This is a genomic window from Pectobacterium polaris, assembly GCF_002307355.1.
Lineage (GTDB): Bacteria > Pseudomonadota > Gammaproteobacteria > Enterobacterales > Enterobacteriaceae > Pectobacterium > Pectobacterium polare.
Window position 1 is genome coordinate 3,399,044 of sequence record NZ_CP017481.1, and the last position, 20,794, is coordinate 3,419,837.

The 20,794-nt window shown below is 49.7% G+C and carries 23 protein-coding genes; 7 read left to right on the top strand and 16 right to left on the bottom strand.

Translation table 11 applies throughout. The annotated features are described in order from the left end of the window. The first annotated feature begins 178 nt into the window (after positions 1 to 178). Positions 179 to 1,303 (top strand): ribonuclease D, encoded by a 1,125-nt coding sequence (gene rnd, locus BJJ97_RS15315; RefSeq protein WP_095994488.1) that lies wholly within the window; start codon positions 179 to 181, stop codon positions 1,301 to 1,303. Between the two features lie 221 nt (positions 1,304 to 1,524). On the opposite strand, the gene minE is transcribed toward rnd, so the two are convergent. The 3 genes from minE to minC are packed head-to-tail and all read right to left on the bottom strand — an operon-like array spanning position 1,525 to position 3,317. Continuing rightward, complete coding sequence (gene minE, locus BJJ97_RS15320; protein WP_005968801.1) at positions 1,525 to 1,794, bottom strand: cell division topological specificity factor MinE; 270 nt, start codon at positions 1,792 to 1,794, stop codon at positions 1,525 to 1,527. Positions 1,795 to 1,797: 3 nt separating this feature from the next. Further along, positions 1,798 to 2,610, bottom strand: a complete 813-nt coding sequence (gene minD, locus BJJ97_RS15325) for a septum site-determining protein MinD (protein WP_095699383.1) — start codon at positions 2,608 to 2,610, stop codon at positions 1,798 to 1,800. Between the two features lie 20 nt (positions 2,611 to 2,630). After that, positions 2,631 to 3,317 carry a septum site-determining protein MinC gene (gene minC / locus BJJ97_RS15330; protein WP_095994489.1) on the bottom strand — a complete coding sequence of 229 codons (687 nt, stop codon included), beginning with the start codon at positions 3,315 to 3,317 and terminating at the stop codon, positions 2,631 to 2,633. A 136-nt stretch (positions 3,318 to 3,453) separates the two neighbouring features. Between minC and BJJ97_RS15335 the strand changes: the two genes are divergently transcribed. From BJJ97_RS15335 to BJJ97_RS15350, 4 genes are all read left to right on the top strand, one after another. Then, positions 3,454 to 3,711: a YcgL domain-containing protein gene (locus BJJ97_RS15335; protein ID WP_095994490.1), complete on the top strand. Its 258-nt coding sequence runs from the start codon at positions 3,454 to 3,456 to the stop codon at positions 3,709 to 3,711. 342 nt (positions 3,712 to 4,053) lie between these two features. Continuing rightward, on the top strand, positions 4,054 to 4,710 hold the full coding sequence (locus BJJ97_RS15340) for a fumarylacetoacetate hydrolase family protein (RefSeq protein ID WP_095994491.1): 657 nt from the start codon (positions 4,054 to 4,056) through the stop codon (positions 4,708 to 4,710). A 122-nt stretch (positions 4,711 to 4,832) separates the two neighbouring features. Continuing rightward, a complete protein-coding gene (locus BJJ97_RS15345) occupies positions 4,833 to 5,279 on the top strand; it encodes a YcgN family cysteine cluster protein (RefSeq protein WP_015840178.1) in 447 nt (148 codons plus the stop codon). Between the two features lie 237 nt (positions 5,280 to 5,516). Beyond that, positions 5,517 to 5,714 (top strand): DNA polymerase III subunit theta, encoded by a 198-nt coding sequence (locus BJJ97_RS15350; RefSeq protein ID WP_010275471.1) that lies wholly within the window; start codon positions 5,517 to 5,519, stop codon positions 5,712 to 5,714. A gap of 74 nt (positions 5,715 to 5,788) precedes the next feature. Here the strand turns inward: BJJ97_RS15350 and dsbB are convergent, their stop codons facing one another. Continuing rightward, positions 5,789 to 6,319 carry a disulfide bond formation protein DsbB gene (gene dsbB / locus BJJ97_RS15355; protein ID WP_095994492.1) on the bottom strand — a complete coding sequence of 177 codons (531 nt, stop codon included), beginning with the start codon at positions 6,317 to 6,319 and terminating at the stop codon, positions 5,789 to 5,791. Between the two features lie 194 nt (positions 6,320 to 6,513). Continuing rightward, positions 6,514 to 8,094: a sodium/proton antiporter NhaB gene (nhaB, locus tag BJJ97_RS15360; protein ID WP_095994493.1), complete on the bottom strand. Its 1,581-nt coding sequence runs from the start codon at positions 8,092 to 8,094 to the stop codon at positions 6,514 to 6,516. Positions 8,095 to 8,324: 230 nt separating this feature from the next. Between nhaB and fadR the strand changes: the two genes are divergently transcribed. Continuing rightward, entirely contained in the window at positions 8,325 to 9,044 is a 720-nt protein-coding gene (gene fadR / locus BJJ97_RS15365; RefSeq protein ID WP_095699389.1) for a fatty acid metabolism transcriptional regulator FadR, read from the top strand. A 106-nt stretch (positions 9,045 to 9,150) separates the two neighbouring features. On the opposite strand, the gene BJJ97_RS15370 is transcribed toward fadR, so the two are convergent. The 8 genes from BJJ97_RS15370 to BJJ97_RS15405 form a co-directional block, all read right to left on the bottom strand. Further along, positions 9,151 to 10,692: a SpoVR family protein gene (locus BJJ97_RS15370; RefSeq protein ID WP_039319701.1), complete on the bottom strand. Its 1,542-nt coding sequence runs from the start codon at positions 10,690 to 10,692 to the stop codon at positions 9,151 to 9,153. Between the two features lie 242 nt (positions 10,693 to 10,934). After that, positions 10,935 to 11,834 (bottom strand): tagatose-bisphosphate aldolase, encoded by a 900-nt coding sequence (locus tag BJJ97_RS15375; RefSeq protein ID WP_095994494.1) that lies wholly within the window; start codon positions 11,832 to 11,834, stop codon positions 10,935 to 10,937. 36 nt (positions 11,835 to 11,870) lie between these two features. Next, on the bottom strand, positions 11,871 to 12,404 hold the full coding sequence (locus tag BJJ97_RS15380; RefSeq protein ID WP_095994495.1) for an AAA family ATPase: 534 nt from the start codon (positions 12,402 to 12,404) through the stop codon (positions 11,871 to 11,873). Then, the gene (locus tag BJJ97_RS15385) at positions 12,401 to 12,838 is read right to left on the bottom strand and encodes a PTS sugar transporter subunit IIA (RefSeq protein ID WP_095994496.1); all 438 of its coding nucleotides are present in this window, start codon (positions 12,836 to 12,838) and stop codon (positions 12,401 to 12,403) included. Before BJJ97_RS15385 ends, BJJ97_RS15380 begins: the two co-directional genes overlap by 4 nt. Before the next feature lie 6 nt (positions 12,839 to 12,844). Next, positions 12,845 to 13,123: a hypothetical protein gene (locus tag BJJ97_RS15390; protein ID WP_095994497.1), complete on the bottom strand. Its 279-nt coding sequence runs from the start codon at positions 13,121 to 13,123 to the stop codon at positions 12,845 to 12,847. Between the two features lie 44 nt (positions 13,124 to 13,167). Further along, on the bottom strand, positions 13,168 to 14,505 hold the full coding sequence (locus tag BJJ97_RS15395) for a PTS sugar transporter subunit IIC (protein WP_095994498.1): 1,338 nt from the start codon (positions 14,503 to 14,505) through the stop codon (positions 13,168 to 13,170). A 13-nt stretch (positions 14,506 to 14,518) separates the two neighbouring features. Further along, positions 14,519 to 14,812 (bottom strand): PTS sugar transporter subunit IIB, encoded by a 294-nt coding sequence (locus BJJ97_RS15400; RefSeq protein WP_039288047.1) that lies wholly within the window; start codon positions 14,810 to 14,812, stop codon positions 14,519 to 14,521. A 10-nt stretch (positions 14,813 to 14,822) separates the two neighbouring features. After that, positions 14,823 to 15,803, bottom strand: a complete 981-nt coding sequence (locus BJJ97_RS15405; RefSeq protein WP_095699395.1) for a 6-phosphofructokinase — start codon at positions 15,801 to 15,803, stop codon at positions 14,823 to 14,825. 484 nt (positions 15,804 to 16,287) lie between these two features. On the opposite strand from BJJ97_RS15405, the gene BJJ97_RS15410 reads away from it, so the two are divergent. Continuing rightward, entirely contained in the window at positions 16,288 to 17,541 is a 1,254-nt protein-coding gene (locus BJJ97_RS15410; RefSeq protein ID WP_095994499.1) for a D-amino acid dehydrogenase, read from the top strand. Positions 17,542 to 17,565: 24 nt separating this feature from the next. Here BJJ97_RS15410 and BJJ97_RS15415 read toward each other — a convergent pair whose 3' ends face one another. The 3 genes from BJJ97_RS15415 to BJJ97_RS15425 form a co-directional block, all read right to left on the bottom strand. Further along, positions 17,566 to 18,765, bottom strand: coding sequence for a multidrug effflux MFS transporter (locus BJJ97_RS15415; protein ID WP_095994500.1), 1,200 nt, complete (start codon positions 18,763 to 18,765; stop codon positions 17,566 to 17,568). Positions 18,766 to 18,954: 189 nt separating this feature from the next. Next, complete coding sequence (locus tag BJJ97_RS15420; protein WP_095994501.1) at positions 18,955 to 19,365, bottom strand: hemerythrin domain-containing protein; 411 nt, start codon at positions 19,363 to 19,365, stop codon at positions 18,955 to 18,957. A gap of 137 nt (positions 19,366 to 19,502) precedes the next feature. Further along, positions 19,503 to 20,777, bottom strand: coding sequence for a YeaH/YhbH family protein (locus tag BJJ97_RS15425; protein ID WP_039487111.1), 1,275 nt, complete (start codon positions 20,775 to 20,777; stop codon positions 19,503 to 19,505). Positions 20,778 to 20,794 lie beyond the last annotated feature (17 nt).

Sequence of the window (20,794 nt, forward strand, 5' to 3'; positions counted from 1 at the left end):
CAGGACGCGATATGATGTTTTCACGCCGGTTTATCCGGCGTTCTTTTTTATGGCGGACTTACAGCCGTCACCCTATGGGCCGTCGCTTGCGACGTTAAAAATTTCCGCCGGGAATTTTTTACGGCGATACGGATTTGACCCAGAACCGTAAAGTAAAAACAACCAAGAGAATGACGTTTTGAATTATCAGTTGATCACTTCCGACATCGGGTTACAACAGGTTTGCACCCAGGCGCGACGCTTTCCGCAGGTGGCATTGGACACGGAGTTCGTCAGAACCCGCACGTATTATCCGCAATTAGGGTTGATTCAATTGTATGACGGCGAACAGCTTTCACTTATCGACCCGTTAACGATTACCGACTGGGCACCCTTTCAGGCGTTACTGCGTGACGAACAGGTCACTAAATTCCTGCACGCGGGCAGCGAAGATCTGGAAGTGTTTCTCAATGCGTTTGGAACATTGCCGACGCCTTTCATTGATACACAGATACTGGCCGCATTTTTAGGCAAACCGCTTTCGTATGGTTTCGCTGCGCTGGTGGCCGACTACATGAGCGTGACGCTGGATAAAAGCGAGTCGAGAACGGACTGGCTGGCACGTCCGCTGAGCGAAAAACAGTGCGATTATGCCGCTGCCGATGTGTTCTATCTGCTGCCGATGGCCATTCAACTGGTGGCTGATACGGAAGCCGCAGGGTGGATGAACGCTGCGCTGGATGAGTGTCTCCTGCTGTGTCAGCGTAAACAGGATATTTTGGCACCGGCGCTGGCCTATCGCGAATTTGGCAACGCCTGGCAGCTGCGTGGCCGGAATCTGGCTTGCCTTCAGCGTCTGGCTGAGTGGCGTTTGCGTAAAGCGCGTGAGCGAGACAGCGCAGTGAATTTTGTCGTACGTGAAGAGAACCTGTTGCAGGTGGCGCGTTGTCTGCCGACGTCGCTGGGTGAACTGAGCTCGCTGGGGCTGAGCGGCCCGGAAATTCGCTACCATGGCAAAACGCTGCTGGACTGCGTTGCACAGACGGACGGTATTGCTGATGCGGATTGCCCACCGCCGGTGATTAATTTGATCGACTATCCCGGCTATAAAAAAGCGTTTAAAGATATCAAAGCGCTGGTGCAGCGCGTGAGCGAACAGAGCGGATTATCCGCCGAACTATTGGCCTCACGTCGCCAAATTAATCGTCTGCTGAACTGGCACTGGAAATTAAGCGGGCAAGATGCGGGAACGCCGGAAATGTTGTCTGGCTGGCGCGGCCAGTTATATGGCGATGAACTGCGTGAAATTGTGCAAGGTTATTAATCACCGGTAAACACGTCTTATCAATACGCCTTATTTGCTGTGATGATGAAATCATGAAAAAAGCAGCAAATAGGGTGATAAGAGTGCGGTGAAAAAAACAAAATAAGAAATAAAAGACTGGCTAAATATACAGTTTATTGTGAAATGAAACGCACTTAATTTGAAGTGTAGCGGGAATAGATATCCCCTGCGTAAAAGCAGGGGATACTACAGCAGAAAAATCATTTAGGCGTTTCTTCCGCTTCCGGTAATGTAACGTTCAACTCAAGCACGGAAATATCATCTCCTTTTTGCTCAAGCTGAACTGTCACCATCTCAGGATCAATCTGTACATATCGACAGATAACCTCAAGAATGTCTCGCTTTAATTGCGGCAGATAATGGGGTTCGCTATCTCCCCGGCGTCGCTCCGCGACAATAATTTGCAGCCGTTCCTTGGCAATATTGGCTGTCGTTTTTTTGCGGGACAGAAAGAAGTCCAGTAAAGCCATAATTTATCCCCCAAAAAGTCGTTTAAGGAAACCCTTCTTCTCTTCTTCAACAAAACGGAAAGGGCGTTCTTCACCAAGTAGACGTTCAACGGTGTCCGCGTAGGCTTTACCTGCATCGGCTTCCGCATCCAGAATGACGGGTTCGCCCTGGTTAGAGGCGCGGAGTACGGATTGGTCTTCTGGGATGACGCCAACCAGAGGAATCCGCAGGATATCAAGAACGTCTTCCATGCTCAGCATGTCGCCACGGCTCACCCGCCCTGGGTTGTAGCGCGTCAACAGCAAATGCTCTTTGATCGGATCTTCAGAACGCTCTGCACGACGTGATTTCGAAGACAGAATGCCCAAAATACGGTCGGAGTCACGAACGGAAGAGACTTCCGGGTTGGTGGTGATAATCGCTTCATCAGCGAAATAGAGCGCCATCAACGCACCGGTTTCAATCCCGGCGGGTGAGTCACACACGATAAAATCGAATTCCATCTCGCCCAGATCGTTGAGCACTTTCTCTACACCTTCATGCGTTAACGCATCTTTATCACGCGTTTGTGATGCAGGCAGAATGTAGAGATTATCCGTTCTCTTATCTTTGATCAGCGCCTGATTCAGCGTGGCATCACCTTGAATCACGTTGACGAAGTCATACACTACGCGACGCTCGCATCCCATGATCAGGTCGAGGTTACGCAGACCAATGTCAAAATCGATGACAACCGTCTTTTTTCCTTTCTGGGCTAAACCGGTAGCAATGGCCGCGCTTGATGTGGTCTTGCCAACGCCCCCTTTACCCGATGTAACAACAATGATGCGTGCCATAAATGTTTCCTTGGGAGATTCTAGTCTAGAGGTTTTATCGTTAAAACATTGTCCAGCTGGTTCAGATTGATCCGTGCTGGCTGCCCAAAATACGGTTCAGGGATCTGGTCGCTTAGCCAGTAACGGCCAGCAATCGAGACCAGTTCTGCGGCCAGATGCGTACAGAATATCTGGCTCTGAACATCGCCAGAAACGCCTGCGAGGGCTCGGCCGCGCATCATGCCGTAAATATGAATATTGCCATCGGAAATCACCTCCGCCCCTGCGCTGACGCCGTTTGTGACAATCAAGTCACAGTTCCGGGCGTAAATCTGTTGGCCGGAACGTATGGGGGTGTTGATAACTTTCGTTTTCACCGCAGCAGGAACGGCGGCGACGGGCTCGACTACCCGGCGTTGTGCTTTACCTTCGCTCAGAAGGGGAAGCCCCGCCTGCGCAATGGTTTTCTTTAATGCGTCGTCGGTACATCCGCTGACGCCAACGACATGCAGGCCGGTTGACGAAATGGCCTGCTGCAATTTTATCCAGTCGGTTTCCGCTGTTAATGCAGCAACATTAATGACAACGGGGGCATTTTTCAGGAAAGCAGGCGCTTGCTCTATTTTTTCCTGTAGTGCCTGGTAAATTACCTCGGGTTGGGAATCATGCAAATGAACAACCGATAAGGTAAAGCTGCTGCCTTTTAGCTCTATTGGCGTTTGTGACATCTATCCTGACTCAGTTTCAGCATCTTTTAATCCCTAGAGTAACATTTAAGGCATGATATTCCAGAGCGCTGTAAGCATGTTATAGTCACAATTATATACAGGCAAGATGGCATTCCCATCAAATAGAGTAAAAAAAATGTTTTGTGTGATCTATCGAAGTGCTAAACGCGATCAGACCTATCTTTATGTTGAAAAAAAAGACGATTTCTCACGCGTGCCGGAAGAATTAATGAAAAGTTTCGGCACGCCGCAGTTGGCCATGCTCTTACCGCTGGATGGGCGCAAAAAATTGGCGAATGCCGATATAGAAAAAGTGAAACTTGCGCTACAGGAACAGGGCTTTTATCTGCAAGTTCCTCCACCGGTCGAGAGCTTATTAACCACGCCGGTATAAGTGTAAAAAAATAATACCAAAGTGCAATTTCAGATAAAGCCGCAAACATAATTTGGCGTGGAATATCTCAGCCGTTTGCATGATATTCCGCGCGATAAATATTCACCTTTTGAGTTTTATCCCGCCACAATTTAATTGTTTCCCTTTTTGATGGGATAGGGCTTCGTTTCTCCCTCATCGGATCCCCAGCCTTGCGCGCCTGAAATCTGTTGGGGTAACCCCCGTTGCGATGATATAACGATGGTTTTGCACCATCGTGTTCTTATATAGCTGTTTTCCTTTTGGTCGTGTTCTGTGCCACGAAAGCAGCGATAATCCAACAGACAGGGCAGGAGAATACCCATGTATCAACACAGAGACTGGCAGGGCGCGCTGCTTGATTTCCCAGTAAACAAAGTCGTTTGCGTCGGGAGCAACTACTCAGAACACATCAAAGAAATGGGCAATGCGATTCCAAGTGAGCCTGTTTTATTCATCAAGCCTGAAACCGCACTGTGTGACTTACGCCAGCCCGTTGCCATCCCTAAAAATCTGGGCTCGGTTCATCACGAAGTCGAGCTGGCTGTGCTGATCGGTACGCCGTTAAAGCAGGCGAATGAAGAACGCGTCGCCCGGGCGATTGCGGGTTATGGTGTAGCACTGGATCTGACGCTGCGTGATTTGCAGTCCGACTTTAAAAAGGCGGGTCAGCCGTGGGAAAAAGCCAAAGCGTTTGATGGTTCCTGCCCGATCTCTGGTTTTATCCCGGTTGCCGAGTTTGGCGATCCGCAGCAAACCGATCTGGGTGTAAAAGTGAATGATGAAGTGCGCCAGCAGGGCAACACGCGTGATATGATTACGCCGATTCTGCCGCTGATTGCTTACATGAGCCGTTTCTTTACGCTGCGCGCGGGCGATATTATTTTAACGGGTACGCCAAAAGGGGTCGGTCCGATCCTGTCTGGCGATATGCTAACGATTACGGTAAATGACCGGACGTTAAGCACGCGTATTATCTAACGCTCCCCCGGCTGCCCGTGTTGAACGACGGGCAGCAAAAATTCCCCGCTGCGCCTGCCAGAATCACGTATCTTTATTTACAACGCTATCGATTTATACAACTTAAGGTAACTGGAAGAGACATGACTGAACGCCCTTTTTGGCAGCAAAAAACGTTGTCTGAGATGTCCGACGATGAATGGGAGTCGCTGTGCGATGGCTGCGGTCAGTGCTGTTTGCATAAACTGATTGATGAGGATACGGAGGAAATCTACTTTACCAACGTCGCCTGTAATCAACTGAATATTAAAAGCTGTCAGTGCCGTAACTATGAGAAACGCTTTGAGTACGAGCCGGACTGCATCAAGCTGACGCGTGAAAACCTGCTGACGTTTAACTGGCTACCAGCGACCTGTGCTTACCGCCTGATTCATGAGCGTGAAGATTTACCGCAGTGGCACCCGCTGGTCTGCGGTACTAAAACGGCCATGCACCGTGAGCGTATCTCCGTGCGTCATATCGCCGTGCGTGAGACAGAGGTGGTGGACTGGCAGGATCATATTTTAAACAAACCTGAATGGGCGCGATAGTTTCTGTTCGGCGCTAGGCTGTTATCTGATTAAAACAAGAGGCCCCTCAATCTGAATCACTCAGAAGAGGGGCTTTTTATTGGTTGGGATAATCAGCGTTCATTTGTCATCCCATCTGTTTTTGCCTGTCACTTCACATTTCTCTTTTTCATTGTGCGAATCATGCTGTCATCTCCGGCACAAATCGTGACGTGTTGTATAATTTTAAAGCGGTTAAACCAGCAGGAGGGAGAGCATGTGATTAACTTTGAGAAAATTATTCTTGAGTACAGCGAGCAGTACACCGACTTTGCTGCCTCCACCATTGCTTTTATGGAAAGTCAGGAAAAAAAGATCGACGCAGATGAAATATCACGAAGAATCCCGCAGGAAAAAAGACCTTTTTTTAACGAAAGATTAGGCCACTATCGCGATATCTACAGACCACAGCAGTGAGGGGTAGTACAAGCCTGTGAAGCGTAGAAACAGTTACCAGAAGCCCGACTCTCGTCGGGCTTTTCGGTCTATCATTAACGGCTGAAGAGGTCGCGGCGTTTAGGGCGGAAAGGCTGAGCGATCAATACCAGCACGGCAACCAACAGATAAGCGGCAAAGATGCCAAGCAGCCACTGCGGCATTTCCATGGAAAGGAATTCCCACTGACGTACTGAGCAATCACCTGTCGCATTGAAAATGGCCGGAAGCCATTTGTCTAAAGGCAACCATGAAGGGAAGCTGACAAAGAAATCACAGGTGGTAAACGGCGACGGATTTAACAAAATATCCGTGTGTTTCCATGCCAGACGGAACCCTTCATAAGAACTGTATATCCATAGTGCGATGGCCGGGTAACGCAACGACGTTGTTGGCGCGATGGCTCCAACAATACCTGCCGCGAACACGCCCCACAGCGCACAGCGCTGATAGATACACAGCACGCACGGTTTTAATAACATCACATGCTGAAAATAGAGCGCGGTCAATTCCAACGCTAAAGCAGTAAACGCCAGCAGCAGCCACGCACCACGCCCGCGTGAGCAACGATTAAGAAATCGCAACATAAAAATATTCCATGCTAAACATGATTGAAGCAGCAGTGTAAACCGTTCTGGCTTCACTGCCATCATTTCACTGTGCAAAACGTAACGATATGTTTATTTGATGCTTTTATATCATTCTGTCGCGACAAAAATGATGTTGATGATGTCATCAAGACCGAAATTGTCGCCACGGTGATTACTATACACGATCGTGATTATGAGTGACTGCCCGATATGGTCAAGTCTGGCAAAGAAATCCATTGTTTATTCATCAGAAAATCGGTGAACGGCACCAGCGTGAACTCAACACAAAGTAACCCGACCAGCGTCATTACAATGGTGTAAGGCAGTGCCATGATCACCATGCGCCCGTAAGACAGACGGATAAGCGGTGCCAGAGAGGACGTCAGCAAGAACAGAAACGCGGCTTGCCCATTCGGCGTGGCGACGGAAGGCAGATTGGTGCCGGTATTGATCGCGACCGCGAGCAGCTCGAACTGAGGAAGCGAGATCTGACCGTTCTCAAAGGCGTTGCGCGCTTCGTTAATATAAACCGAGCCAACGAAGACGTTATCCGATATCGATGAGAGCAGGCCGTTGAACAGATAAAACTGCGTCAGTTGCGCACTCTCAGAAGATTGCAGAACGTGGTGGATAATCGGTGAAAACAGTTGCTGATCGATAATGACGGCGACGATAGCGAAGAAGACCGTCAGCAGCGCGGTAAACGGCATGGCATCCTGAAACGCTTTACCAATGGCATGCTCTTCAGTTACGCCGCAGAACGTCGTAGCCATAATAATCACGGAAAGGCCAATCAACCCGACCTCAGCCAGATGAAACGCCAGCGCGACGATGAGCCAGACGCCAATCACCGCCTGCACGATTAAACGCGCTTTATCCTGCGGCGTGCGCTTTTCTGTCATATCCCGATCGTAATCCTCAAGCACGCGACGTACGTTGTCTGGCAGGTTTACGCCATAGCCGAAGAGTTTAAAGCGCTCGACCAGCACGCAGGTCAGGATACCGCAAACAAACACCGGGACGGTCACCGGTGACATGCGCAGGAAGAAGCTGACGAAATCCCAACCGGCGCTTTTCGCGATAATCAGATTCTGAGGTTCGCCAACCATCGTCATCACGCCGCCCAGTGCCGTACCGACGCCAGCGTGCATGAGCAGGCTGCGCAAGAATGCCCGGAATTGCTCCAACGTACGATGCTGCTCCTCGCTGTTTAGCGCGCTGTCATCGCTGATATCGGCCTCGTCTTCACCTTGCTTGGAAACAAAGCGGTGGTAAATACCATAAAACCCGATCGCGACGCTGATAATAACGGCAATCACGGTCAGGGCATCAAGGAACGCGGAAAGAAAGGCGGCGGCGATACAGAAAGCAAGTGAAAGCAGCGTCTTGGAATGAATGCGCAGCAGCAGTTTGGTAAACACAAAGAGCAGCAGTTGCTTCATGAAGTAGATGCCTGCCACCATAAACACCAGCAGCATGAGGACTTCAATATTCCCCGTTATTTCATGCCACACCTGCTGCGGGCTGGTCATACCGATGAAGATTGCCTGTAGTGCCAGCAGGCCGCCAGGCTGTAATGGGTAACATTTCAGCGCCATGCCTAGCGTAAAAATAAACTCCACGACGAGTAACCAACCGGCCCAAAACGGGCTGACAAAATAAAACAGCAGCGGATTAATCAGCAAGAAGCAAAAAATAGTCAGTTTGTACCAGTCTGGCGCGTATCCCAGGAAATTTTTTAACAGCGCGCGGTGGAGGGGCATGGCGATCATAATGGAAGGGGAATCCTTATTCGTTAGAATAGTTTGATGGTTTTTATCATATCGTAAAAACTTTACAAACGGGCAGAAGTCTACCGTTCTAAGGCGTGAGAGGGCGGTTTGCAGTCACAATTTTTCATTGAAATTGCCTGGTGCCCGAGTGCGGCGCTATATCATGATTCTTTCGTCTGGTATTATGACTTAGCTTTTTTCGGCAATCACCGCTACGGATTATCAAACACATGGTTATAAAGGCGCAAAGTCCGGCTGGATTCGCGGAAGAATACATTATCGAAAGTATATGGAATAACCGCTTTCCTCCTGGCTCTATTTTGCCCGCGGAAAGAGAGCTTTCCGAACTGATTGGCGTGACCCGTACTACGCTGCGTGAAGTACTTCAGCGTCTGGCCCGTGATGGCTGGCTGACGATACAGCACGGGAAACCCACAAAGATTAACAACTTTTGGGAAACCTCCGGGCTCAATATTCTGGAAACGCTGGCGCGACTCGATCACGATAGCGTGCCGCAACTGATCGATAACCTGTTGGCCGTGCGAACCAACATCGCCGCCATTTTTATTCGGACGGCGTTACGCCATAACCCGGAAAAAGTGCGTGATGTATTAACTCAGACAAGCGCGGTAGACGATAGCGCAGAAGCCTTTGCACAACTTGACTACAACGTGTTTCGTGGTTTGGCCTTTGCCTCTGGCAATCCGATTTATGGTCTGATCCTGAACGGTCTGAAAGGGCTGTATATTCGTGTAGGGCGCTACTACTTTTCCAATCCGGAAGCCCGCAAGCTGGCGGTGAATTTTTATGGTCGGTTGGACGCATTGCGCAGCGAAGAGCTTTACGATCAGGTGATGGATGTCGTCAGGCATTACGGTAAAGAAAGTGGGGCGATCTGGCACAGTATGCAGAGTGCGATCCCGCGGGACATCGCGGAAGTACGCCGCTAAGGCTCATACCGCAGCGTCATTGTGAAAATATGAAAAGGGGATTCAGGTTGCTGCCTGAATCCCCTTTTTTCTTTAGTCGTATCGCTGACCTGTGAACCGAGTTTCGTTATGTGGCTGCTGTTCCGTTACGCGGCGGGCAGCGTTCAATCAACTCGATGCTACCATCCGTGTTAGCCTGCTCCAGATAAACATCAAATCCCCACAGGCGATGGACGTGCTTCAACACTTCCTGACTACTTTTATCCAATGGGGCGCGATTATGCGGAACATAACGCAGCGTCAGCGCGCGATTACCGCGTAAATCCACGTTCCAGACCTGAATGTTCGGTTCCAGATGGCTTAGGTTGTACTGCGCGGAGAGCTCCTGTCGGATCAAACGATAGCCTTCTTCGTCATGAATCGCGGCAATTTCCAGATAATTATTGCGATCGTCGTCCAGAACCGTAAACAGCCGGAAATCACGCATCAACTTCGGTGACAGGAACTGGCTGATGAAACTCTCGTCCTTGAAGTTTTGCATCGCAAAATGCAGCGTATCGAGCCAGTCTTTACCCGCGATATCGGGGAACCAGTAGCGGTCTTCGTCCGTCGGTGACTGACAAATACGCTTGATGTCCTGAAACATCGCGAAGCCCAACGCATACGGATTTATCCCGTTGTAGTACGGACTATTGTACGGCGGCTGATAGATCACATTGGTATGGCTGTGCAGGAACTCCAGCATGAAGCGCTCGGTGACTCGGCCTTCATCATAGAGATGGTTCAGAATGGTGTAGTGCCAGAACGTGGCCCAGCCTTCATTCATCACCTGAGTCTGCTTCTGTGGATAGAAATACTGGCTGACTTTCCGCACGATACGCAGAACCTCACGCTGCCAAGGCTCCAGCAGCGGCGCGTTTTTCTCCATAAAATAGAGCAGATTTTCCTGCGGTTCTTGCGGAAAACGCCTTGCCTGTTCTGGTGCGGCACCCTGTTCGCGGCGCGGTAAGGTTTTCCAGAGATCGTTAACCTGGCTTTGCAGGTAGGCCTCACGGCTTTTTTGGCGGGACTTTTCCTCTTCGAGCGAAATCTTCTGCGGGCGCTTATAGCGGTCAACGCCATAATTCATGAGCGCATGGCAGGAATCTAACAGGCGTTCCACTTCGTCCACGCCATAACGCTCTTCGCATTGCGCGATATACTGCCGGGCAAACAGCAGATAATCGACAATGGAGCTGGCGTCGGTCCAACTGCGGAATAGGTAATTACCTTTGAAAAACGAGTTATGCCCGTAGCAGGCATGCGCCATCACCAGCGCCTGCATCGGCAGCGTGTTCTCTTCCATCAAATACGCGATACAGGGATCGGAGTTAATGACGATTTCGTAGGCCAGCCCCTGCTGCCCGTGTTTGTAACGCTGTTCGGTTTCGATAAATTTCTTCCCGAACGACCAGTGGGCATAGTTGATCGGCATGCCTATACTGGAATAGGCGTCCATCATTTGTTCTGAAGTGATGACTTCAATCTGATGAGGGTAGGTTGCCAGACGATACAACTTCGCCACCCGATCAATCTCATCAAGGTAAACCTGCAATAACTCAAACGTCCAGTCCGGTCCATCACTCAGGCGAAGTGTTTTTTTTACCTGATTATCCGTCGATATAGCCATCAGCGCGCCCCCTAACATAACAAGTCTGTACGTGAGATCTCGTTTACTGCCTTCCCGCTGGCTCCTGTCAAAAAATCATCGTGGTTCATTTAGTTATAGCTGAGCTTTGGACACGCGGCAATTGACGAATTGAGCGTGTTTGATGGAGAAAGGCCGCTGAGGGGAGAAAAAAGAAACCGGTATTACGCTGTCGATTGATAGGGAAATGCGCTCCCCGGAGAGAGCGCGAAATGCCGTTTGGACTAGGGGCGTTGATACCGTTTTAACAGCGCCTGAATGTCGTTGAGACGGGAAACGGCAATCGTAGACAGCTTCTCTTTAGAGATGTCTCGATCGAGTGAGATGCAATCCTTCCACAGAGAACGTCCGGCAATCACGCCAGAGGCACCATTTTTCAACGCGCTTTCTACTTGAGGGAGAAACGTCGCGTGATCGACGCCAGCGGATAGGACGGCCCAGGGAATGTTACCGCAGAGTGCGGTCACGCGTGCACAGGCCTCATCAGATCCAGGGTAAGGAATTTTTAAGACCTTTGCGCCTTGGTCGATACAAGCCTGACAGCCTGCTGGAATGAGTTCGGGCAGGAGGCGGGTATAGTCTTCACGAGATTCATTTTCCAGCGGATAGGTCAGGAATTCGACGACGAGCAGTAAATCTTCCTGCGCAAAATCCTGAATCACGGTACGAAGTGTGGCAAGGTTACGGGTATTGGCGGCTGGTCTATCTGGGCGAAGGTAGATCATGATTTTTCCGCCAGTGGCACCCCATTCGCGCACTTTACGTGCCGTTACGCCTTCAACCATCGTGGAGATCCGGTAGCCTTCTGGCGTTGTTTCCCACCCTGATGCGTCAAGCCCGATGAGCAGGCCCGTATCGCGGGGCAGAATGTCTTCGTCTATCAGACCGGGTATGGCGCAGATCGGATCAACCAGCACACAGCCAGCCTTTGCCGCCAGATAGCGAGTGATGTCATATTTTGTTTTTCCTAATGTTTCATTGGTAATCGCGGCCTGTGCTTCTGATGTCGGTGCCAATACTGTTCGCATACCGCCACGTTGATCGCAGGCAATAACCATCATAGCGCCTGTCGCGTTACAAATTAATTGATATCCTCGGTGTTCAGCAGTTGTCATGGTGTTCATAATAATTACCCTCATAAAAGTAATATAAATAAGCGATTAATCCAGGTGTGTTTTGATCCATTGAATTAATTCCTGATGATTAATTTCCTTATCCTGATCAACCGTGTAACACTTTCCAATACGCATCGGTTGGGCCTGATGCGCGAGTGACATTAATTCTGGGAGATATTCATCGCCGGGATGGCCTTTTATTCTTTCATTAACTCTGGCTTGATATCGCTCTGCTACCCGATCAGATGAGATGGCATTCCATATTTCAAGCGTATGGTGGATATCACATGAAGCCAGATAATCTTGCAATACGGCTTTCTCGCGAAATCCGAACCAAGCATCAAGAATCAGGATGCTATTTTCAGGAGCCTGTCTAACAATATTAAACATGGCCTGATAGGCGGCGTATCCCAGCTTTCTGTTTAACGTTCTATTAATCACATCGCAAAACTGCATCATGAACGGCTCTTTTATTTCATCAAGACTTAACCGATAGAGACTCAATTCGTCCGCAATGATACGTGCTACCGTGCTTTTCCCTGATGCGGGAATACCATTGACTAAAATAAGCTTTTTCATAATACTCCGACAATATCATCTGACGTAGTGGCGCTTCGAATACGAGAGAGCATATCGTCCTTTTCCAATAGATTGATGATTGAGGCGATACCCTCTGTAATATGCGCATCGCTGTTAACGCCGCCGAACATAATTAAAATATCCACCGGTTCACTTCCCTGAATCGAGAGCGGAGTCTGTAGCGTCAGTAAACTGAAACAATTCTCCTTAACCCCGCATTCAGGGCGCGCATGGGGAATAGCGATGCCTTCATCAAAAACATAATAAGGCCCGTATTCCTTCGTACTTTCTATCACCGCGATGGGATAGTTCTTCGTAATACATCCTGCACGGATTAACGGTTGTGCGGCGCAATAAATAGCCTCTTCCCATGTCTTACATATCACGCCCAGTTGAATGCAATCGTGCTGCAAAAGGAAATTTTTTATGCTCATAAATCCTCATATATTTTTCCGAATGGTGTTTCTGAGTTCATCTATCTGAATAAAAATATCATCAACGCGATCCCGATAGTCAGGATGAGAAGAAAATACCTGAATGGCCTGATTGTATTTAATCATTAGCGCTTTTTGCGTTTCACTATGTGCCGGATCTTGAACTAAACGAGACTCAAGCTCCGCTAATTCTTCCTCAATTTCCCTGACGCGATTGTCATCCTTATTATCGCGAGGGCCGGAAGAGGGACCCGGGGATAAAAAGCGTTTGAGTAGAGAAAACATAGTGACTCCTTAAGCTATTTGCATAATGACGACAGGCCAATACGCTATTGCGATAGTTTACGATTCGCAATAAAGGCAATGAATGCAACGAATGCGACAAAGGCGGCGACAAATAACCAGTCTTGCTGGAAAGCGTGTCCTAATATCAGGCCAGTACTGATGACATCAGAATCACTGAAGGTGACGCCGGTAAATCCGAAATCTTCCAGTAATGGCACCAGAATGGCGGGCAAGAGCGTAATGAAAAGGCCATGCACGACACCGCCGATGACTGCGCCGCGCCGTCCTCCCAGCGCGTTACCGAAAATACCGGCTGTGCCGCCCGCGAAGAAGTTGGTCAATAAACCTGGCAAAATCATCGCCAGCCCAAACATCGGGAAGATCAACATTCCGAGAATAGAACCGGCGGTGGTGGCGAGGAACCCGACAATGACGGCGTTAGGCGCATAGGGGAAGAGAACCGGGCAATCCAACGCGGGTTTGGCATTAGGGACCAGCCGCATGGCGATCCCTCGAAATGCGGGAACCAGCTCATTAAGCAGCAGACGGACACCGCTGTAGAGAACGAAAACGCCTGCGACAAACTGCATGGACTGCATGAAGGAATACATCAGATAGTTGACGCCGTTGGCGTACTGCGCGATGTAGGCTGGCCCCGCTGCTACGGCTGGGATGAGGTACATCGGCACCATGACGACGGCCATCGACAGGTAGGTATCCTGCAAAAATTTGAAGTTATCGGGCAGCGTTAAATCTTCTGTGGATTTGGAGTTTTTGCCGACTAACCGCGCAACGGCGGCCTGCACCAGATACCCGATGGTACAAAAATGCCCCAGAGCTACATCATCGGAATTCGTGATTTTACGGACAATCGGCTGTGCTAGCGCGGGCATCAGCACGGCCATAATGCCGCCAAATATGCCGCCGGTTAGGATCAGCGTTGCGCCGGTCAAACCTGCCTTATAGCCAATTACGGTACCGATTGTTGCCATCCACAGCAGAGCCTGTCCCGTCAGGAAGATATATTTAAAGGGGGTAATGCGCGCAATAAGGATGTTGACGGCAAAGATCACCATGAGCGTTAACGCGACTTCTGACCCAAGTTCGCGGTTTGCCAACCCGGCGATGGCGGCGACATCGGTGATGTAGCCTTTCATGCCAAAGCCTTGAGTGAAGATACTGTTCAAATAAGTCAGGGTATCAACGATGATGTTAATCCCTGCCATCATGATGAGGAAACCCAGCAGCGTCTTGAACGTCCCCTCTGCGGTTTTTCCTACCGATTTTTTCTGCAAAATCAACCCGATCATGGCGATCAGTGCGATTAATATGGATGCCTGGCCTAATAAATCTTTCACAATGAAATTGATAACGGTGTTCATATTTCACCTCATGCTATTGATGAGCCTGGATATACGTTAAAATTTTTTCTTCTATTTCATCTTTATCAGTCAGTTTATTAAGAATGATGACTCTTTTTTTCTCATCTTCACTGGCATCGCTGTTCAGAATGTCAGCAAATATTTTCTGGGTTAGGATGACGTCATAATTGAAGGCAGAGGCCTCTGAAATCGTGGTGTGATTTATTTCTGCATCAATACCTAATTTTTTTAGTACGGACTTGGCTGTCATTTCGATAGCGAAACTGGAACCTAATCCACAACCGCAAACGCAAAGTACTTTCAACATAATCATGGCCTCATATAAGGTGATGGGCTTTCGCGAGCTTATAAAAATGACTTTCTACATCAACCAAACGTCGTTCTGAATCCTCCAGGTCGATAGGAATAGCCTTGTTGTTATTATTGATAATGATGATTTTATTGGTCAGTCCGGAATTAATACACCGAACGACTTCTTCTGCTAACAGGGTGCCCTGAATAATTTCTTCCCCGGTGGGCGCGCCATTTCGTAAACCATATCCCAAAATGGTTTTTCGGATACGGATGCCAATCTTGTGCTCTAGTTTCTTGATAATGGTATCGATAGCGCCCTGAAAGCCAGGAGTATATTCATGGGTATAGCCTTCAGAGCATAAAATAATCACGCTGTTTTGTTCTGCGATTTTCTCCCGAATACATTGTGATAATTTATCAATCTCCCACGGTGATTCTGGAATGAGTGCGATGTCTGCGTTGCTCTTTAATGCTGCCTGCAAGGTTAATTCGCCACAATATCCACCGAGTAATTCGATCATGAATACCCGGCCTTGTAACCCCCGGCCTGTATTTCGCAATTTTTCTACTTCACTCATTACCTGCTCGCAGGCGGTAGAAAAACCGATCGTATAGCTATTCCCTGAAATATCATTATCAATCGTCATGCCTACGCCATAGCAATGAACGCCATAGTGACTGAGTTTTTTTAAAAACTGGAATGAGCCATCTCCGCCAGCCATAATGAGCGCGTCGAGTTTTTGTTTTTGAATGTTTTTGACGATTTGCTCATAGTCTGTTTTTCTGCATTTCCCAGTTTTTCTCCCTGACGTAATCAGGGGCATTGCTGAGATGGAGTAATCCACCAAATCGCGGCGAGTGAGGACTTTACAGCAGTTATCGATCAGGCCATTAATTCCGCCATCGAAAATGACGATATCAGAGGCAGTCATTCTATTCACCTGAAAGATGAAATTATTTATTCCGCTAACGTCGCCGCCGCTAATGACTAATCCAATTTTCATCGTCGCCCTCTGGAAATATGAATAACCATCGTGTGAACACAATGTTATTAAACTGATAAGGCGTTTTTTTGATGAATGTCGCAATTTTGTATTTAACTACGAGGTCGTGTGTCTTGACAGTGATGTTGTTGGTTCTATTGCTGTGATGATTATCACGATTTAAAAATAAGCAATATAACTAACTTATTAATTAAATTGATATTTAACATTTTCACCTTTTTTATCTTTATTACTCTTTTCAGCTAAAAACTGAATACATATTTTGTGAATGATTTCACAGTTATTTCGTTACGATCTCAGTGGAGAATCTTCGGATCGAAGAGATAACAATAGATAAATGTTATCGTCGAGACGGGTGACAATTCCTTCCCAACTGCTAGAGTAGTCTTCAGTTTTACCTTTTAACTAGTGTTTTATTCCATTCAATAAGCATTTTTCCAGCAGATTAGACGGTCTTTGGCGGAGCGAAAGGGAGAGCGGTAGCATGCGGGTTGTGATTCTGGGAAGTGGTGTAGTTGGCGTAAGTACCGCCTGGTATCTTGCGCAGGCAGGGCATGATGTTACCGTTATAGACAGACAACCGGAGCCCGCGTTGGAAACCAGCGCCGGGAATGCCGGACAGATTTCCCCCGGCTATGCCGCACCTTGGGCTGCACCGGGAATACCGCTGAAAGCGATAAAGTGGATGTTTCAGCGTCATGCACCGCTGGCCATCCGGCCGGATTTCACGGCCGCACAGCTGTGCTGGATGTGGCAAATGTTGCTCAACTGTGACGCGCGCCACTATAAAACCAATAAAGCGCGGATGGTGCGTCTGGCGGAATACAGCCGCGATTGTTTGCAAGCGCTGCGGCGAGATACTGGTATCCAGTACGAAGGTCGGCAAGGTGGAACGCTGCAACTGTTCCGCACTGAGCAGCAGTATGAAAACGCGACACGTGATATCGCCGTGCTGGAAGAGGCTGGCGTACCGTATCAATTGTTGACTCGCCATGAGCTGGCCACGGTTGAACCTGCGTTGGCGCACGTAGCGGGAAAACTGACCGGCGGGCTGCGTTTACCGCATGATGAGACGGGCGACTGCCAGCTGTTCACTCGCCAACTGGCGGCGATGGCTGCCGATGCCGGTGTTATCTTTAAACTGGGGCGTAACGTTCGCCAGCTGCGAGTGGAAGGGCAAAGCGTTACGGGCGTGCAGTGTGACGATGAAATGATTGTGGCAGATGCCTATGTGATGGCCTGCGGCTCCTATTCCACCGGATTACTGCATCAGTGGTTCGATATTCCGGTTTATCCGCTGAAAGGCTATTCACTGACGATTCCGCTGGCGGATGACGCTTTTGCACCGGTTTCTACCGTATTGGATGAAACCTATAAAATAGCGATTACTCGCTTTGATCGTCGCATTCGCGTCGGAGGAATGGCCGAGGTCGTGGGTTTCAACACCGAGCTGAATCCCAAGCGCCGTGAAACGCTGGAAATGGTGGTGCGCGATCTGTATCCCCATTGTGGCCCGATTGAGCAAGCAACATTCTGGACGGGATTGCGTCCGATGACGCCAGACGGCACGCCGCTGGTAGGGCGCTCACCGCTGAAAAATCTGTACCTGAATACGGGGCATGGCACGTTGGGCTGGACGATGGCTTGTGGATCGGGGAAATTGCTGGCGGATATTCTGTCGAACAAATCACCGGAGATTGAGTCCGATGATTTGTCCGTGGAAAGATATGCTCGTTAGGTGAGCTGTATTCGATACTTTGAACTAGGTGCGGGGCAGTGACGTAATGCTGCTCTTGTGGTGCCGCGTCAGCAGGCGGGCGCGTACCGCTAGCAGAGCGGCACAGAGCATCACCAGCGCCAGTGATACTTTTGACGGCAGAGGAATAGCCATAGCCATCAAGCCCAGCGCTGCGCCGCCCGCCATCTGCACAAATCCTACCATCGCTGACGCAATCCCCGCCTCATTGGAATAAGGCTCCAGCGCATAGCTGGTGGACGGCCCGATCAAAAATGCCAGACCGGCACAGGCCAGCGCGACGGGCAGCATGTAGGTCGGCCAGGTGTCTTGCATCGCGTCGGGTAAGAGAACGACGCCGCTCAGCAGCGAAACAAACCCAGCACCCATCAGCAGGCTACCGATAGCCAGACAGCGGGGTCGGCCGACTTTGCGAATGATGCGATTTGCAAAGAAGCTGACCAGCATGATCCAAAAACCGTTTACGCCAAAGGCAATCGAAAACTCAAGCGGCGTGAGCTGAGCCTCGTTCATCAATACCACGGGAGAGAAGGTGACATAGGTCAATGCCATCCCCATGGCTCCCGCGTTGACTGAGGAGAATCCCAAAAATTGGCGATCGGACAACAGACGTGCGTATTGGCGCAGCGGCAAGCCGTGTACGGGCAACGTTGAATCCGGGCGCGTTTCGGGCAGGAAGCGGATGACGAGTGCCAGTACCAGAATGCTGTAGCCTGCGAGGAACCAGAAGGGGGCTCGCCAGCCGAAGGCTTCGGCCAAAAGCCCACCTAATAGCGGCGCCAGCGCTGGCACAATGTTCAGCGTGCCGTTAAGAAAACCATAGGTTCTGGCGGCATCGTCGCCGTTCAGTTTGTCACGCACGCTGCTGAAAATGGCGACGGCGGTACAACAGACGGCCAGTCCCTGAAAAAGGCGTGAGAGGATGAACAGCGTGGCGCTGGTAGCCAGCGCGGCCATGATCGCACCGATGAGGTAGATAATCACGCCAGCCAGCGCCATAGGGCGTCGACCGTACTTATCGACCAGTGGCCCCGCCAGCAGCTGGCCTAATCCCATGATCAGAATGAAAAGTGCGACGGTGGATTGAATCAGCGATTCAGGGCTGTTCAGCGCCACGGCGATGGCGGGAATAAGCGGTAAATAGATGTCGATGCCCAGAGGGCCGAGTAGAACCAGAGTCAGTAAAATCAGAACAAATCGTTGCATAACAAAAGCAGAAATCTATGTTTTATGGGTTCGACAGGGTAATGCGCACACAGGCGGAAAGAAAGCGTTATCTTTGTGACAATGTCACTATGATGCGAAGGGAACTGGCGTGGCGAGGTTGCATGAAGACGCTAATCAACAGGGCGGAGCAGAGATTTTCCGCCCTTTAGTCAAACGTGCTTAATCCACTCAGGCCGTTTCAATGCGGGGATAAAAATCATGATTCTCCCGTTGCATGCGTTCATAGACCTTACGCAACACGTTATTGGCATCCGCCCGGAAATCCCTGTCGTGACCCATCAGCTGTGAAGCTGTATTCCAGCGACGGGAAAACGCATCGTAATCGGCGGCAATGGTTTGCATTTCATTCTGATAATGCTGACTCATCTTCGTTAACTGCTCGTCACCGCTACGCTGAAGTGAAGGGTAAAGCACGCGATCTTCTGCGGAAAGGTGCAGCTTGATGGTTGAGCTCATGGCGACGATGGCGCGGGCGATGTCAGTGGCGTTCTCTGTCACACCGGCCCGGGATAGCTGACGCAGGGTATCAATACTTTCGAGTATTTCGTTGTGCTGGTGTTTGAATTTATCAATGTTCATAAGCGATTCTCTGTGCAGGTATAATGCCATTTATAATACATGTATTTTAAATACATGTTTATAGAAAAATGCCCAGAGAGAAAAAATCAGCCAGCTAACGATTAATCATTAACAGATAACTGGCCGATCGAGAGGGGTCAATGCCCTACCGTTTGTTTACGGAAGAGTTCACGGAAGACAGGGTAGATATCATCCTGATCGCGAATATGTTGCATGGCGAAATTATCGAATTTATCGCGCAGCGTTTCATATTCACGCCAGAGCGTCTGGTGTGAACGCCTGGTGATTTCAATGTAGCTATAGTAACGCACCATCGGCAGAAGTTGATTTGCCAGAATCTGGTGGCACAGCGGTGAGTCATCAGCCCAGTTATCGCCATCCGAGGCCTGTGCTGCGTAGATATTCCATTGCGACGGATCGTAACGCTCGCGAACCACTTCCTCCATCAGCTTTAACGCGCTGGAGACAATGGTGCCGCCGGTTTCCTGAGAGTAGAAGAACTCCTGTTCATCGACCTCTTTGGCCTGGGTATGGTGGCGAATGTAGACGACGTCGACGTTTTTATAATTTCGGCTGAGGAACAGATACAGCAGAATATAAAAGCGCTTCGCCATGTCTTTCGTCGCCTGATCCATCGAGCCGGACACGTCCATCAAACAGAACATCACGGCCTGGCTCGACGGCTCGGCTCGGCGCTCGTAGTTCTTGTAGCGCAGGTCAAAGGTATCGATAAAAGGCACGCGGGCGATTTTCTGGCGTAGTTCGGTAATCTCCTGCCGCAGCCGTTCCTCTTCCAGCAACTGTGCGGGTTCGGTATGCGCCAGCTGTTCCAGTGATTCTTCCAACTCATGCAGCGTGCGCCGTTTACCCGCTGTCATCGCCATACGGCGTGCCAGCGAGTTTTGCAGCGACCGCACCACGCTGATATTGGCAGGAACGCCGTTAGCGGTGTACCCGGCGCGGTGCGTTTTGTACTCGTTCATCTGCCGATGCTGGGTCTTCTTCAGATTCGGCAGCGCCAGATCTTCAAACAGCAAGTCCAGATATTCATCTTTGGAGATCTGAAAGACAAACTCATCTTCGCCTTCGCCATCTTTACTGGCGTCCCCCTGACCGGAACCACCGCCGCCACCTCCTTGTGGCCGCTCGATTTTGTCATTCTGTACGAAGTGATCGTTGCCCGGGTGGACGCGGTGTCGGCGTCCTCCACGGCCCTGATGGAACATCGGTTCGTTGATGTCTGCATTGGGGATCGAGACTGACTCCCCGCTTTCGATGTCGGTCACCGAACGCTTATTAATGGCCTCGGAAATCGACTGTTTTATTTGCGACTTATAGCGGCGCAGAAAGCGTTGGCGGTTCACCGTGCTTTTGTTTTTGCCGTTCAGTCGTCGGTCAATAAAATAGGCCATGTTTCCCCCAAACGCTG

Bases quoted from the DNA above. Each gene is read 5' to 3' on its own strand.
- BJJ97_RS15415 (WP_095994500.1), bottom strand. From the start codon at position 18,765: ATGCAACGATTTGTTCTGATTTTACTGACTCTGGTTCTACTCGGCCCT.
- minC (WP_095994489.1), bottom strand. From the start codon at position 3,317: ATGTCACAAACGCCAATAGAGCTAAAAGGCAGCAGCTTTACCTTATCG.
- BJJ97_RS15375 (WP_095994494.1), bottom strand. From the start codon at position 11,834: ATGAACACCATGACAACTGCTGAACACCGAGGATATCAATTAATTTGT.
- fadR (WP_095699389.1), top strand. From the start codon at position 8,325: ATGGTTATAAAGGCGCAAAGTCCGGCTGGATTCGCGGAAGAATACATT.
- BJJ97_RS15390 (WP_095994497.1), bottom strand. From the start codon at position 13,123: ATGTTTTCTCTACTCAAACGCTTTTTATCCCCGGGTCCCTCTTCCGGC.
- BJJ97_RS15410 (WP_095994499.1), top strand. From the start codon at position 16,288: ATGCGGGTTGTGATTCTGGGAAGTGGTGTAGTTGGCGTAAGTACCGCC.
- BJJ97_RS15335 (WP_095994490.1), top strand. From the start codon at position 3,454: ATGTTTTGTGTGATCTATCGAAGTGCTAAACGCGATCAGACCTATCTT.
- BJJ97_RS15380 (WP_095994495.1), bottom strand. From the start codon at position 12,404: ATGAAAAAGCTTATTTTAGTCAATGGTATTCCCGCATCAGGGAAAAGC.
- minD (WP_095699383.1), bottom strand. From the start codon at position 2,610: ATGGCACGCATCATTGTTGTTACATCGGGTAAAGGGGGCGTTGGCAAG.
- BJJ97_RS15345 (WP_015840178.1), top strand. From the start codon at position 4,833: ATGACTGAACGCCCTTTTTGGCAGCAAAAAACGTTGTCTGAGATGTCC.
- BJJ97_RS15405 (WP_095699395.1), bottom strand. From the start codon at position 15,803: ATGAAAATTGGATTAGTCATTAGCGGCGGCGACGTTAGCGGAATAAAT.
- BJJ97_RS15370 (WP_039319701.1), bottom strand. From the start codon at position 10,692: ATGGCTATATCGACGGATAATCAGGTAAAAAAAACACTTCGCCTGAGT.
- BJJ97_RS15385 (WP_095994496.1), bottom strand. From the start codon at position 12,838: ATGAGCATAAAAAATTTCCTTTTGCAGCACGATTGCATTCAACTGGGC.
- BJJ97_RS15400 (WP_039288047.1), bottom strand. From the start codon at position 14,812: ATGTTGAAAGTACTTTGCGTTTGCGGTTGTGGATTAGGTTCCAGTTTC.
- BJJ97_RS15395 (WP_095994498.1), bottom strand. From the start codon at position 14,505: ATGAACACCGTTATCAATTTCATTGTGAAAGATTTATTAGGCCAGGCA.
- dsbB (WP_095994492.1), bottom strand. From the start codon at position 6,319: ATGTTGCGATTTCTTAATCGTTGCTCACGCGGGCGTGGTGCGTGGCTG.
- BJJ97_RS15425 (WP_039487111.1), bottom strand. From the start codon at position 20,777: ATGGCCTATTTTATTGACCGACGACTGAACGGCAAAAACAAAAGCACG.
- BJJ97_RS15420 (WP_095994501.1), bottom strand. From the start codon at position 19,365: ATGAACATTGATAAATTCAAACACCAGCACAACGAAATACTCGAAAGT.
- nhaB (WP_095994493.1), bottom strand. From the start codon at position 8,094: ATGATCGCCATGCCCCTCCACCGCGCGCTGTTAAAAAATTTCCTGGGA.
- minE (WP_005968801.1), bottom strand. From the start codon at position 1,794: ATGGCTTTACTGGACTTCTTTCTGTCCCGCAAAAAAACGACAGCCAAT.
- BJJ97_RS15340 (WP_095994491.1), top strand. From the start codon at position 4,054: ATGTATCAACACAGAGACTGGCAGGGCGCGCTGCTTGATTTCCCAGTA.